Below are 13,610 nucleotides of genomic sequence, written 5' to 3' on the forward strand. Positions count from 1 at the left end.
CCGCACCGGCGCGTTCGCCGCGGCGACCACGATAGCGGTCGCGTCGGGAGAACAGGAATCGGTGGCCGGGGTCTGACGCTACCGCGCGATCACGACCCGCGTGTCCGTTCCCTCCAGCGTCGCCGTGCCGGCTCCGGGCGTCGTGACGACGATGTCGAAGTCGTGGAGGGAGGCGATCTGGAACGCCCCGTCGCCGGGGAACTTGAGCGAGGTCGCGACCAGGATCGTCGTGTCGGCAGCGCGGCACATCCGGTGCTTGATCGTGGCCTCCTGGTTCAGGTCGGTCACCACCGATCCGTCCGGGCGCACGCCGCCGCTGCTGATCACGGCGACGTCCGCGTGGATGAGGGCGAGCATCTGCTCGGTGAGCGGACCGGACAGCGTTCCCGGCTTCGACCCGACGGTGCCGCCCAGGAGGATGAGCGTGCAGACCGGGTCGTCGCCCAGCACGCGCAGGATCCAGAGGTTGTTGGTCACGATCGTCACCGGCCGGTCGCGGAGGTGGCGCGCGAGGGCGAGTGTGGTGTGGCCGATGTCGAGGAGGACGACGTCGCCGTCCTGGATGAACCCGGCGGTGGCGACGGCGATCGCGCGTTTCTCACCGGCGTCGGGGTCGTGATCCTCGAACCCGTCGTCGGCGGCTTCGGGAACCGTTGCGCCGCCGTGCACGCGGCGCAGGGCGCCGGCCAGTTCGAGTCGCTCCAGATCGCGGCGGACGGTCGTGCCGCTGACCGCCAGGAGTCCGGACAGCTCCTCGACCGTCGCGCTCCCGGTGGCGTGGACGCGTTCGACGATGGCCGCCTCGCGCTGGTGCGTCAGCATGCGCTCTCCTCTCCGATGTGAGCAACATCAGCATCCTGGTGCTCATTTTCGCTCATATGAACGCCGAATGAACAGTAATTGGCGCTCATTTGAAACCTGGCGCTCGCGTATCGCCAAGAATGCGCAGCCCGAATAGCGTGAAGATCGCTCGCCCCCGACCGGGAGCAGCGACACCCCACTCACTCACTCCCCCCTCAGGAGCGCCCTCGTGAAAACCTCCCGCTTGCTCGCCTCCCTCGCGGTCGTCACGGCCGCGGGCCTCGCCCTGGCCGGTTGCGCCCAGGGCAGCTCGGCCGCGTCGTCCACCGACGGCTCGGACAAGAAGCTCACCGTCTTCCTCAGCGCGGACACCAACATCCAAGACCTCTGGCAGAAGACGCTCATCCCGGCGTTCGAGAAGGCCAACCCGGGCTACTCGGTGTCGGTCGACTTCGACCTGCACGGTCTGCACGACCAGCAGACGGTGGCGAAGCTCACCGCCGCCACCCTGCAGAAGAAGGACCCGGGCTACGACCTCGTCGACGCCGGGTTCGTGGCCCAGGTCGCCGCCTCCGGCCTGCTCACGAAGGTCACCCCCGCCGAGGTGCCCGGCCTGGCCGACGTGCCCAAGGACCTGGTGACGGCCGGCGGCAACGGCGGGATCCCCTACCGCGGCTCGAGCGTCGTGCTCGCCTACGACACGAAGACGGTGCCGACCCCGCCGAAGACCCTCGACGACCTGCTCGCCTGGATCAAGGCGCACCCCGGCAGGTTCGCCTACAACTCGCCGGACACCGGAGGCAGTGGAGCGGCGTTCGTCACGACCGTCCTCGACCAGAACCTCTCCGCCGCCGACCGCAGCAAGCTGGTCACCGGAACCGACCCGAGCGCCGAGAGCGGCTGGGACAAGGGCTTCGCCACGCTGGCCTCCCTCAACCCGTACGTGTACCAGAAGGGCGTCTACCCGAACGGGAACAACCAGGTGCTCGACCTGCTCTCCAGCGGTCAGATCTCGCTCGCCCCGGTCTGGAGCGACCAGTTCATCACGGGCCGCAAGAACGGTCAGATCCCGGCGAACATCGCCTACACGCAGATCTCGGACCCGTCGCTGACCGGCGGAGCCAGCTACCTCGGCATCCCGTCCGCCACGCCGCGGAAGGCGGGTGCGGAGAAGCTGGTGTCGTGGCTGCTCACCCCGGCCGCGCAGGGCCTGGTGTCCGACAGCATCTCCGGCTACCCGGTGATCGCTCTCGACAAGCTGCCCGCCGCGTCGCAGAAGCTGTTCAAGGACGCCGACATCGCCCACCTGCGACCGACGTACTTCGCGACGGTCTCGGCGGACATGAACAAGGCTTGGGCCCAGAAGGTCCCCGGCAAATAATGGTCACCACCACCGCCACCTCGGCGGCGGGCTTCCTGCTCGCCCTGCCCCCGGTCGTCGTCATCGCGCTCTTCGTCGGCGTCCCCGTCGTGCTCGCGCTCGCCTTCAGCGTCGGGTTCACCGGCGGCCTCAACTCGGTGGTCGCGGCCGTGGGCCAGAACGTGCACCGCGCCGACGGCGTCGTGCCGACCTTCGGCGCCTACGGCGACGTGTTCACCACGCCGGCCTTCTGGCAGGACCTCGCGCTGACGCTCGGCGTCACAGTGGCCAGCACGGCCATCGTCGTCGTGCTCGCCGGCGGCATCGGCCTGTACCTGCGCCTGCACGGCGGCCGGCTCGCGAGGCTCCTGTCGGCGGTCGCCATCGTCCCCCTCTTCATCCCCGTGGTCATCGCCTCCTGGGCGATCCTGACGTTCTACTCCGCCGACGGATTCCTGCGCAGCCTGTTCGCCCAGGTCGGGCTGGAGGCCCCGGTGTGGTCGTACACGGCGGTCGCCATCGTGATCGGCTCGGCCTGGACGTCGCTGCCGTTCGCCGTGCTGATGATCGCCTCCGGCCTGCAATCGGTGCCCGACGCGCTGATCGAGGCGGCCAGGGACGCCGGCGCCGGCACCGCGCGCATCGTGCGCACCATCCTGCTGCCGATGAGCGCCGTGCCGATCGTCATCGCCGTGACGTTCACGGCGATCGGCGTGATCGGCTCCTACACCGTGCCCTACTTCACCGGCCCGAACGCGCCCACCATGCTCGGCGTCTCGCTCGCCAGCTACTTCACCGCGTACAACCAGCCGCAGCAGTCCCTCGTGATGGCGTTCGTCGTCTTCCTCGCCGCGGCGGGCATCGGCGCGCTGTACGTCTGGGCGAACTTCCGCAGCGCCCGGCGCGAAGGGAGGATCTGATGCCGCGTGCCCTCTCCGTCGCCCTGCGCACCGCGGGAGCCGCTGCCTTCGCGACCGTGCTGCTCGTGTTCGTGCTCGGACCCCTGGTCTGGCTGGGCGCGCACGCCTTCGCCGACCGGTGGACGTACCCGAACCTGCTCCCCGACTCCTGGACCCTGCGCTGGTGGCAGACCGTGTTCGGCGACCAGGCGCTCGGCTCGTCCATCCAGAACTCGCTGCTGATCACTCCCGTGGTCGTGCTGGTCTCCGCGGCGGTCTGCCTGCCCGCCGCGTACGCCTTCGCCCGCTTCGAGTTCCCCGGCCGCCGGCTGTTCCTGATCGGGCTGTTCGCCACCAACGCCTTCCCGCGGATGGGGCTCTTCGCCACGCTCGCATCGCTCTACTACGCACTCGGCCTGATGAACACGTTCGCCGGCATCGTGGTCGTGCAGCTGCTCGGCACCATCGTCTTCATGACCTGGATCCCCGCCGCGGCGTTCGCGGCGGTACCGCGCTCGCTCGAGGAGGCCGCGCGCGACGCCGGCGCGTCCCGGACGCGCGTGTTCTTCACCGTCACTCTGCGGCTGGCGCTCCCCGGCATCCTCGTCGGCGCCGTGATGGCCTTCCTCGCCGCGTTCGACGAAGCCCAGGGGACCTACCTGGTCGGCGCCCCCGACATCCTCACGATGCCGACCGAGATGTACAGCCTGGTCCTCAACTTCCCCAAGCAGGTCGCCGCGGTGTTCTCGATCCTGCTCGCCATCCCTTCGGTGGTGCTGCTGCTCGCCGTGCGCAAGCACGTCATGGGCGGCCAGCTGGCCGAAGGCTTCCAACTCAAATGAAGGAGCAACCGATGTCCACCAGCACCGAAGCTGCCGGCGACGGCGGCCTGCGCCTGACCGGCCTGCGCAAGACGCTCGGCGGCCGCACCATCATCGACGACCTCGACCTCGTCGTGCGCCGCGGCGAGCTGGTCTCGCTGCTCGGGCCGTCCGGCTGCGGCAAGACCACCACGCTGCGGATGATCGCCGGCTTCCTCGCACCCGACGGCGGCCGCATCACGATGGCCGACCGCGACGTCACGCGACTCGGCCCGGACAAGCGGCCCAGCGCGATGGTGTTCCAGAACTATGCGCTGTGGCCGCATCTGACCGTCGCCAAGAACGTGGCGTATCCGCTGCGCCTGCGCCGGCTGTCGCGGGCGGAGATCGCCGAGCGTGTCGAACGGATGCTCGGCCTGGTGAACCTGCTGCACCACCGCGACTCGCGGCCCCCGCAGATCTCGGGCGGCGAGCAGCAGCGCGTGGCGCTCGCCCGCGCGCTCGTGCAGGAGCCCGATGTGCTGCTGCTCGACGAGCCGCTCAGCAACCTCGACGCCAAGCTGCGGGTCAAGGTGCGCGAAGACATCCGCGACCTCCAGCAGCGGCTGGGCATCACGACCGTCATCGTCACCCACGACCAGGAGGAGGCGCTCTCGATCTCCGACCGCGTGGCCGTCATGAACGCGGGCCACATCGAACAGTTCACGACGCCCGCCGAGTTGTACGCGCGTCCCGAGACCGAGTTCGTCGCCACCTTCATCGGTTCGCTGAACCGCTTCGACGGCGACTTCGACGGTGTCCGGATCGTCGACGGACCCGGCGTGGTCGGCGTGCGGCCGGAGAGCGTCGCGTTCACGGCGACGCCGCGTCCCGGCGCTCTGCGGGCGACGGTCGAGCGTGTGGTGCCGCACGGCCATTTCCACGAGCTCCGCCTGCGCCGCGACGATGTGACCCTGTCGGCGTTCGAGTCGGGGCCGCCGCCGCAGGTGGGCGCCGTCGGCTTCGCCGCCATCGAGGCGGCGCTGGTCTACCGGGACGGCCGGCTCGTGCGCCAGCCCGAGGCGGTGGTCGCATGAGCGCGAGAGCTTCCGCCCATCGCGGCGACTCCTCGGCGCACCGCGAGAACACCCTCCCCGCCGTCCGCTCCGCCATCGCCAAGGGCGCCGAGATCGTGGAGGTCGACGTGCGGCTGACGGCCGACGGCGAGGTGGTGGTCCTGCACGACCCCACGCTCGAACGGCTCTGGGGAGACCCTCGGCCCATCGACGAGGTGACCGCGGCCGAGCTCGACGCGTTCGGCGCGCCGGACGAGCGACCCCCGCTGCTCGCCGACCTGCTGCCGCTCTTCGACGGCGCCGCGAGCCGGCTGGTCATCGACATGGACGACGCCCGGTTCGCGGCTCCGGCGCACGCGGTGGCGTCGGCGTTCGCCGCCGCCACCGGCACGACGGTCGACTGGTGCGGCGACCTCGACGGGATGCGTGTGCTGCGCGACCTCGACGTCTCCGCGCGGGTCTGGCTGCCGTGGCGGCAGCTGCGCGTCCCCACCTCCGCCGAGCTCGCAGAGCTCGACCCGGTGACCGTCAACGTGCCGTTCCCGATCGCCGACGAGACGTTCGTCCGTGGCGTGCACGACCTCGGCCTGACCGTGACCGCCTGGACCCTGGACGAACCCGACGATCTCGCCCGCGCGATCGACCTCGGCGTCGACACGATCACGACCAACCGGCTCGACCGGCTGCTGGCGATGCGGACGGAGGTCGTCCGGTGAACCGCGGTGAGGCGATCAGCGCCGCCGAACTCGCCGCCGCCCACACCCTGGCGGTGGAGCTGGGCGCCTGGGCGATCGAGCGGACCAGGACCCATCCGGTCACCGCCGTCACGACCAAGGCGGACCCGGCCGACCTGGTCACCGACCTCGACCGGTCGATCGAGCAGTACGTCCGGGAGCAGGTGCGCCGCGCCTTTCCGGAGCACGCGTTCGTGGGCGAGGAGTTCGGCGGCGAGGCGGTCGCCGGGCGTCCGACCTGGTACCTCGACCCGGTCGACGGGACCACGAACCTGGCCAACGGCATCCCGTGGACGGCGTTCTCGCTCGCACTCGCCGTCGACGACCGCCCGCTGGTCGGCGTCGTGGCGGACCCGTGGCACGACGCCCTGTTCGACGCCGTCGCGGGGCGGGGTGCCCGTCGCGACGGCGAGCCGCTCGTGATCGGCCCCGGCGGCTCGCTGACCGGCGGCGTGGTGGGCAGCGAGCTCGCGGGCCACCGCGCCTGGACCGGCCTGCGGGAGCTCGCTCAGTCGCTGTCCACCGCGTTCTGCACGCTGCGGGTGATGGGCTCGGGCACCCTCACCCTGCTCGCCCCGGCCGCCGGCCGCGGCATCGGCGGGATCGTCCACCGCTTCAGCCCGGTCGACCATCTGGCCGCGGTGCTCGTCGCCCGCGAGGCCGGCGCCGCGGTGCTCGGTCACGACGGCCGGCCGACGCTCTTCCCCGCTACCGGCGGGATCCTCGTGGCCGCGCCGGAGGTCGCCGACGAGCTGTTCGGGCTGTGGAAGGACGCCAGGGATCGGGGGGTGACGGCGTAGCGCGAGGTCGTTCGTGAGAGAAACGGGAGACGCACCGCACGCCCCCGACTCTGTCTCCCAGGAGTCCGCACTAGAGTCACGTGCCGCACCCTTCCACGCCCCGATCGGAGCTCCGATGGCCCACGCCCACTCGCACGTCCCGACCGGTCGCACTCCGCGGGCCGGGCGGTCGCTCCGCACGCTGATCGCGGTCGTGCTGATAGCGGCCGCGCTGGCGACGGCGGCCGGCCTGGCACTGCTCTGGCCCGATCAGAGCAAGGTCGCGGGGGTGTCGTCGAAGCTGGAGTTCGCACCGAAGGGCACGACCTTCCCCACCGGGCGGATCGTGGCCCTGCAGGACGGTTGCCCCGGCTACTTCTCGTCGGGTTCTGCCGCCTCCTCGGCCCCCGGGGACACCCGCTCGTGCCAGCTCGCGAAGGTAATCCTGCTCCAGGGCCGGAGCGAGGGCCGCACGCTCGCCGTCCCGTTGCTCTGGCCGTACGCGACGGCCGGGCTGCATGCGGGAGACGAGCTGGAGCTGGTCGTACCGCCGCAGGCCTCGGGATCGGACGGGACCCAGGGGATCACGGTGAACGGGGTGATCCGCGACCAGCCGCTGTGGGCCTGGGTGATCGTCTTCGCGATCGTGGTCGTCGCCGTGGGGCTGCTCCGCGGCTTCATGGCGCTGATCTCGCTGGCCTTCGCCGGGTTCATGCTGGTCGAGTTCATCCTGCCCGCCCTGATCAGCGGCCGGCCCGGCCTCGCGGTGGGAGTGGTCGGCGGCTCCGCGATCATGTTCGTGGTGCTCTACCTCGCGCACGGCCCCTCCGTGCGCACCAGCGTCGCCCTGCTCGGCACGCTGTTCGGGATCGGGCTCACGGCCGGGATTGCCCAGCTGGCGGTCACGACGACCCACCTCACCGGCGTGACGGGAGACGTCGGAGGCATGCTCGCCGGTGCGTCGCAGATCGACTTCCGCGGGGTGCTCACCTGCGCGATCGTCATCGCCGGGCTCGGCGTGCTCAACGACGTGACGGTGACGCAGGCGTCCGCCGTGTGGGAGCTCCGGGCGGCCTCCCCCGCCCTGTCGCGGCGGCAGCTGTTCGCCCGCGCGATGCGGATCGGCCGCGACCACATCGCGTCCACGATCTACACGATCGCCTTCGCCTACGCGGGAGCCGCGATGGTGGTGCTCATCGTCCTGTACCTGTACGACCGTTCGGCCCTCAGCCTGCTGTCGCAGGAGGACCTCGCCGCGGAGGTCGTGCGCACCCTGTGCAGCGGGATCGGGCTGGTGCTCGCCGTGCCCGTCACCACTGCGATCGCTGCCGCCCTCGTGCCGGCGGAGGTCGTCGGCGCGGAGGAGAACCGCCTCCTCGACGCAATCAAGCTGCGCTGGTATTCCTTCATCCCGCGCCCGGCGCGCGTGGAGGAGCCGGTGCGGCCGTACTGACGCGGCAGCGGGGGCGGAGGCCGCGGAGGCCGGGGACGCGACGCCTCAGTAGCCAGCCGGCCAGCTGAAAGCCTTCGGCGCGGAGACGGCTGTGCCCGCCTTCGCGACGATGATGTCGATGTCCTCGTGCGAGGTGAGTTCGATGGCTCGTGGGTCGCCCGCGTGCGCCGTGCCGTCGACGAAGACGGTGACGGTCTGGCCGTCGACGCCATCGCGATACGGGCCGACGCGTCCCGGTCCCAGCTTCTGCTGCCACTCGTCGAACACCTGGCCGAGCGTGAAGGTCTGCACGGTCGGGGACTCGACGTGGATGATCCCGGACTCGTCGTGGGTGTGGATGGGCGAGATCCGTTGTTGCGCCTCGTCGATCCCCAGGCCTGCCGGAACGACGACGTGCGCGCCGTCGACGGTGACAGTCAGGTGCTGGTGGATGTGCAGCGCTGTGCCCTCCGCTGTCAGCATCTGGAGTCCCGCGGCTTTCACGCCGGCTTCCACGTCGGCGGGAGCCGACCAGGTGCCGGTCGGCGGCGAGCTGGTGGCCGTGGCCGGGCCGGAGGCCGCGGTGGCCGACGGCTTGCCGTTGACGACGACGGCGGTGATGATCCCGGCGACGACCAGCACGGCGACCACGACACCGCCGGCGAGGGCGAACTGCCGCCGACGCGCCCGACGCGCCTCCTGTCGCCGCCGTTCGGCCGCCTGCTGTTGCGCCGCGAGCCGCCGGTCGCGCTGCGAAGAGTCGTTCACCTGCCCAGTCAACCAAGGAACGGCTGTGGTCCCGCCGCGCGCCCGATACGAAACGTCTGTGGATCTTCAGGAAACGATTCGCCGCGAAGTGCTGACCTTCGCGCCGAAATCGCCGATAGTGCCGGTATGCGTACAGTCATCGCCTCGCTGATCGGCGCAGTGCTGGCTGCCGCGCTGCTGTGGGCACCGGCCGCTCCGACCGGCCAGTACACCGCCGACCGGGCGGGCGACCCCGTTTTCGCCGGCCGCCTCTACGTGGACCCGAACAGCGACGCCCGTCGGGTGGCCGACCGGCTGGCCGCCACCGGCGACACGCACAGGGCCGCGCTGATCGACCGGATCGCGAGCCAGCCCACCGCCGTCTGGCTGGGCGACTGGTACTCCCCGGCGCTGCTCGACAGCGTGATCCGGCGGCACCTGCGCGCCGCGGCCGCGCAGGGCGCGACGCCGGTGTTCGTCACCTACGCGATCCCGGACCGCGACTGCGGAGACTACTCCGCCGGCGGCTTCGCGCCGAGCCGGTACCTCGATTGGAACCGGCACCTCGCCGCCGCCCTGGCCGGGAGCCGTGCGGTGGTGCTGATCGAGCCGGACTCCCTCTCCATGCTGCCGAGCCCGAAGTGCGCCGGCGTAGCGAACACCCGACTCCCCCTGATCCGCTCCGCCGTGAGCATGCTGGGCGCCGCCGGGCTGAGCACCTACCTCGACGGCGGCAACGCGCGCTGGCTGAGCCCGGACGTGCAGGCGGGCTACTTGAAGGCGGCGGGCATCGCCGACGCCCGCGGCTTCTTCACGAACGTCTCGAACTTCGACACCACGCAAGCCGAGCGCGACTATGCCGGCAAACTGTCCTCCCGCGTCGGGTGGAAGCATTTCGTGATCGACGTCTCCCGCAACGGCGCAGGCTGGACGGGCACCTGGTGCAACCCGCCCGGCGCCGCGCTCGGCCAGAACCCGCAGATCACCCAGTCCCCCGCGAGCAAACTCGACGCCCTGCTCTGGGTCAAGCACCCCGGCGCCAGCGACGGCACGTGCAACGGCGGCCCGAGCGCCGGCGCCTGGTTCGAGAGCGGGGCGGAGGCGCTGGTGCGGGGGCGCGGGGCATAATCCGGCCGCCTCCCGCGTTATTGAGAACAGGTTTCAATAAGGGAGGTCAGTCATGAAGGTTCGGAACTCACTGGGATCGCTCAAGGCGATGCCCGGCTCGCAGGTGGTGCGCCGCCGCGGCCGTACATTCGTCATCAACAAGAAGAACCCGCGGATCAAGGCTCGCCAGGGCTGAGCGAACGCGGGGTGAAGGGCGCAGGATCGTGGATCCTGCGCCCTTTCGCGTCGCTCCGGGTCAGCGCACCCCGAACCCCGCCACCAGCAGGTCCCGCTCGCGCGACGAGGGGCCCACGAGCAGTTCGAACTCCCCCGGCTCCACCTGGCGGCAGCCCGCCGCGTCAACGATCGTGCAGTCCGCGACCGGGAGTCGCAGGGTCACGCGCCTGGTCTCGCCCGGCGCGAGGTCGACCTGGCGGTACGCCTTCAGCTCGGTGTCGGCCCAGGAGACGCTCGTGACCTTGTCGCGCACGTACACCTGCACGGTCTCGCGCGCGGGACGGTCGCCGGTGTTGGCGACGGTCACCTCCGCGACGATCTCATCCCCGACGCCGAGCGCGTCGTCCGCGATCGCCAGGTCGCTGTACTCCACCGTCGTGTACGACAGGCCCTGGCCGAACGCCCACGCCGGCGCCTGGGTGAGGTCGGCGTACCGGTCGCCGTGCTGGCCGCGGATCTGGTTGTAGTACGTCGGCTGCTGGCCGACGTGGCGGGCGAACGAGATCGGGAGGCGACCGGAGGGCTCGACCCGGCCGGCGACGATCTCGGCGATCGCCTGACCGCCCAGCATGCCGGGGTTCGCCGCCCACAGCACGGCCGCGGCTTTCGCGGCCGACGGCGGCAGCACCAGCGGCTTGGAGGCCAGCAGCACCACCACCACCGGCGTGCCGGTCGCGATGACGGCGTCGAGCAACGCGTTCTGGCCGCCGATCAGCTCCAGTGTCGCCGTCGAGCGGCCCTCGCCGACGAGCTCGATCCGGTCGCCGACGACGGCGACGACCACATCGGCGGCCTCCGCGGCGGCGACGGCTTCGGCGATCAGCCGCTGGTCCGGCGGCGACGGCACGACCACGGGAGGCCGCGGCTGGCCGTCGGGGAACGTCGTGCCGCGCGGGTCGTCCTCGAGCGTCAGGATGTCGGCGCCGCGGGCATGCTGCACGCTCCACCCCTCGATCGCCCGGAGGCCGTCGAGAACCGTCGTGATCATCTCCCGCGGCTGGCCGTCGAGCCAGCCCGCCTGTCCGGAGCCGCCCGCCCAGTCGCCGAGCTGCGTCTGCGCGTCGTCGGCGAGCGGCCCGACGAGCGCGACACGGAGCGGGGCCTGCTGCGGCGCCGGCGCCGCCAGCGGCAGCGTCCCGTCGTTCTCCAGCAGCACGATCGAGCGGCGCGCGATCTCGAGGTTCAGCTCGGCGTGCGCGGCACTGCCGACCACCTCGTCCAGAGCCGCGGACGGCAGTCGGGGGTCCTCGAACAGCCCGAGGTCGAACTTGAGGGTCAGGATGCGCGCGACGGCCGCGTCGAAGGCGTCCTCGTCCAGCAGCCCCCGCTCGACGGCCTCCAGGGCCCCCTCGAAGAACAGCGGGGTCGTCATGACCATGTCGTTCCCCGCGGTCACGGCCGCGGCCGCAGCATGGGCGTAGTCGGGCTGGACCTTCTGCTCCCACACCATCCGGCCCACGTTGTCCCAGTCGGTGATGAGGGTGCCGGTGTAGCCCCACTCACCGCGCAGCACCTCGCTGAGCAGCCAGTCGTTGATCGTGATCGGCACCCCGTCGGTGCTCTGGTAGCCGAGCATGAACGTGCGGCAGCCCTCGCGGGCGACGCGCTCGAACGGCGGCAGGAACCAGCTGCGCAGCTTGCGCCGGGAGATGTCGGCCTCGCTCGCGTCGCGGCCGCCCTGGGTCTCGGAGTATCCGGCGAAGTGCTTGGCCGTCGCGAGGATCGCGGTCGGGTCGTCGAGGCCGTCGCCCTGGTACCCGCGCACCATGGCGCCGGCGAGCTCAGCGATGAGGAACGGGTCCTCCCCGAAGGTCTCGCTGATCCGTCCCCAGCGCAGGTCGCGCGCGATGCAGAGCACGGGCGAGAACGTCCAGTGCACGCCGGTCACGGCGACCTCCTCCGCGCTGGCGCGGGCGACGCGCTCGATCAGCTCGGCGTCCCACGACGCGGCCATGCCGAGCTGCGTCGGGTAGATGGTCGCGCCGGGCCAGAACGAGTGACCGTGGATGCAGTCCTCGCCGACGAGCAGCGGGATCCGCAGGCGGGTCTCGCCGGTCAGCCGGTTGGCCTCCAGGATGCGCTCCGGCGAGGTGTGCAGGATCGAACCGACGTGGCGCCGCAGGACGTGGTCGCGGAGGTCGTCGCGCGCGTCCAGCTGGAGCATCTGCCCGACCTTCTCCTCGAGCGTCATGCGGCCGAGGAGGTCACGGACGCGCTCCGCTGTCGTGAGCGACGGGTCCAGGTACGGAAGGGCCTCCCTTTCGAGATCACCGGTGGTGGACGGAAGGATCGTTGTCATGCGGTATTGCTTTCGGGGGATGCTGCGGCCTGCGCGGCCGCGGTGGACTCGGTGCGCACCTGGGTGACGGCGGCGTTGATGTTCATGCCCTTGCGCTTCATAGCCCGCGCACGCTCGCCGGCCGAGCGCAGGCGCGGGTTGACGTACTCGTCGATGCCGAAGTTGATCAGTGCGAGCGAGACGCCGAGCAGCGCGATGCACAGTCCGGCGGGGACGTACCACCACCAGTAGTCGGGGAAGGCGTTGTTCTGCTGCGCCCAGAACAGGATGGTCCCCCAGTTCAGATTCGAGACCGGGATGACACCGATGAACGCGAGCGTCGTCAGGCCCAGCACCGCGGCCGTCATCGTGCCGACGAAGCTCGACGCGATGATCGCCAGCAGGTTGGGCAGCATCTCAACGAGGATGACGCGGTACAGCGGCTCGCCGTTCGCCCGGGCGGCCTGGATGAAGTCGCGGTTGCGCAGCGACATGGTCTGCGCGCGCAGCACGCGCGCACCCCACGCCCAGCCGGTCAGGCCGAGGACGGCGGCGATGAGCGCGAGCGGCGGGTCCTGGAACTGCGAGGCGACGATGATCATCAGCGGCAGGCCGGGGATGACCAGGAAGACATTCGACAGCGCCGACAGCGACTCGCTCTTCCATCCGCGCAGGTATCCCGCGGTGACGCCGACGATGATCGCGACGACAGTGGCCATGATCGTGGCCAGGAAGCCGACGACGAGCACGCCGCGGGTCCCGTAGACGAGCTGGCTGAACACGTCCTGCCCGATGTGGGTCGTGCCGAGGAGGTGCGTGAACGACGGCGGCTGAAGCGTCTCGTTCAGATGCTGCGCGTTCGGGTCGTAGGGAGCGATCCACGGCGCGAAGACGGCGACGAGGATGAAGACGCCCATGATGATGAGGCCGGCGGCCGACTTCGGGTTGCTGAACATGGCCAGCGAGACCTTCAGCTGCGACCAGAACGTGGTCTTCTTCCGAGGTTTCGTGTCCACGGCCAGCACGGCCACGGTCTCCGGGGTGCCGACACCGGTGGAGGTGGGGATGGTCATGATCAGGCCTCCGTCTGACGAGTGCGCGGGTCGAGGATGGCGTAGGCGATGTCCGCGACGATGTTCGCGATCAGCACCGCCAGGACCAGCACGAGGAAGATGCCCTGCATCAGCGCGTAGTCCTTCGCGTTCGTCGCGTTGAGCAGGAGCAGGCCGATGCCGGGATACGAGAAGACCATCTCCATGACGATCGTCCCGCTGACGATGAAGCCGATGGCGAGCGCGAAGCTCTGGATCTGCGGGAGCACCGCGTTGCGGGCGGCGTAGCGCCACAGCACGCGCCGGTT

Annotated in this window: 14 protein-coding genes; 9 read left to right on the forward strand and 5 right to left on the reverse strand. The window is 70.9% G+C overall.

Features of this window, described 5'->3' with window-relative positions:
* Positions 1 to 78 precede the first annotated feature (78 nt).
* Entirely contained in the window at positions 79 to 822 is a 744-nt protein-coding gene (locus Q0Q23_RS11730; protein ID WP_295123676.1) for a DeoR/GlpR family DNA-binding transcription regulator, read from the reverse strand.
* 208 nt (positions 823 to 1,030) lie between these two features.
* On the opposite strand from Q0Q23_RS11730, the gene Q0Q23_RS11735 reads away from it, so the two are divergent.
* The 7 genes from Q0Q23_RS11735 to Q0Q23_RS11765 all read left to right on the forward strand — a co-directional run bounded on the left by Q0Q23_RS11735 (position 1,031) and on the right by Q0Q23_RS11765 (position 7,902).
* Positions 1,031 to 2,182: an extracellular solute-binding protein gene (locus Q0Q23_RS11735; protein WP_295123679.1), complete on the forward strand. Its 1,152-nt coding sequence runs from the start codon at positions 1,031 to 1,033 to the stop codon at positions 2,180 to 2,182.
* The gene (locus Q0Q23_RS11740; protein ID WP_295123682.1) at positions 2,182 to 3,081 is read left to right on the forward strand and encodes an ABC transporter permease; all 900 of its coding nucleotides are present in this window, start codon (positions 2,182 to 2,184) and stop codon (positions 3,079 to 3,081) included. The genes Q0Q23_RS11735 and Q0Q23_RS11740 overlap by 1 nt, the downstream gene beginning before the upstream one ends.
* Positions 3,081 to 3,902, forward strand: coding sequence for an ABC transporter permease (locus tag Q0Q23_RS11745; protein WP_295123685.1), 822 nt, complete (start codon positions 3,081 to 3,083; stop codon positions 3,900 to 3,902). The genes Q0Q23_RS11740 and Q0Q23_RS11745 overlap by 1 nt, the downstream gene beginning before the upstream one ends.
* 11 nt (positions 3,903 to 3,913) lie before the next feature.
* Positions 3,914 to 4,957: an ABC transporter ATP-binding protein gene (locus Q0Q23_RS11750; RefSeq protein ID WP_295123688.1), complete on the forward strand. Its 1,044-nt coding sequence runs from the start codon at positions 3,914 to 3,916 to the stop codon at positions 4,955 to 4,957.
* Positions 4,954 to 5,652: a glycerophosphodiester phosphodiesterase gene (locus Q0Q23_RS11755; RefSeq protein ID WP_295123690.1), complete on the forward strand. Its 699-nt coding sequence runs from the start codon at positions 4,954 to 4,956 to the stop codon at positions 5,650 to 5,652. The genes Q0Q23_RS11750 and Q0Q23_RS11755 overlap by 4 nt, the downstream gene beginning before the upstream one ends.
* On the forward strand, positions 5,649 to 6,470 hold the full coding sequence (locus Q0Q23_RS11760) for an inositol monophosphatase (RefSeq protein WP_295123693.1): 822 nt from the start codon (positions 5,649 to 5,651) through the stop codon (positions 6,468 to 6,470). The genes Q0Q23_RS11755 and Q0Q23_RS11760 overlap by 4 nt, the downstream gene beginning before the upstream one ends.
* 115 nt (positions 6,471 to 6,585) lie before the next feature.
* Positions 6,586 to 7,902 (forward strand): YibE/F family protein, encoded by a 1,317-nt coding sequence (locus Q0Q23_RS11765; RefSeq protein WP_295123696.1) that lies wholly within the window; start codon positions 6,586 to 6,588, stop codon positions 7,900 to 7,902.
* 45 nt (positions 7,903 to 7,947) lie between these two features.
* Here the strand turns inward: Q0Q23_RS11765 and Q0Q23_RS11770 are convergent, their stop codons facing one another.
* Positions 7,948 to 8,649, reverse strand: coding sequence for a hypothetical protein (locus Q0Q23_RS11770; protein ID WP_295123699.1), 702 nt, complete (start codon positions 8,647 to 8,649; stop codon positions 7,948 to 7,950).
* A 126-nt stretch (positions 8,650 to 8,775) separates the two neighbouring features.
* Between Q0Q23_RS11770 and Q0Q23_RS11775 the strand changes: the two genes are divergently transcribed.
* Positions 8,776 to 9,756: a glycoside hydrolase family 6 protein gene (locus tag Q0Q23_RS11775; RefSeq protein ID WP_295123702.1), complete on the forward strand. Its 981-nt coding sequence runs from the start codon at positions 8,776 to 8,778 to the stop codon at positions 9,754 to 9,756.
* A gap of 52 nt (positions 9,757 to 9,808) precedes the next feature.
* Positions 9,809 to 9,931, forward strand: a complete 123-nt coding sequence (gene ykgO / locus Q0Q23_RS11780; protein ID WP_295123705.1) for a type B 50S ribosomal protein L36 — start codon at positions 9,809 to 9,811, stop codon at positions 9,929 to 9,931.
* Between the two features lie 60 nt (positions 9,932 to 9,991).
* On the opposite strand, the gene Q0Q23_RS11785 is transcribed toward ykgO, so the two are convergent.
* The 3 genes from Q0Q23_RS11785 to Q0Q23_RS11795 all read right to left on the reverse strand — a co-directional run.
* Complete coding sequence (locus Q0Q23_RS11785) at positions 9,992 to 12,271, reverse strand: glycoside hydrolase family 3 N-terminal domain-containing protein (RefSeq protein ID WP_295123708.1); 2,280 nt, start codon at positions 12,269 to 12,271, stop codon at positions 9,992 to 9,994.
* Positions 12,268 to 13,206, reverse strand: coding sequence for an ABC transporter permease (locus Q0Q23_RS11790; protein WP_295123716.1), 939 nt, complete (start codon positions 13,204 to 13,206; stop codon positions 12,268 to 12,270). The genes Q0Q23_RS11785 and Q0Q23_RS11790 overlap by 4 nt, the downstream gene beginning before the upstream one ends.
* Before the next feature lie 119 nt (positions 13,207 to 13,325).
* Positions 13,326 to 13,610, reverse strand: a 285-nt coding sequence (locus Q0Q23_RS11795; RefSeq protein WP_295123711.1) for an ABC transporter permease, incomplete at its 5' end; no start/stop codon positions are given.

Origin of the sequence: uncultured Leifsonia sp. (genome assembly GCF_945957465.1) — a bacterium.
Classification (GTDB): Bacteria; Actinomycetota; Actinomycetes; order Actinomycetales; family Microbacteriaceae; genus Leifsonia.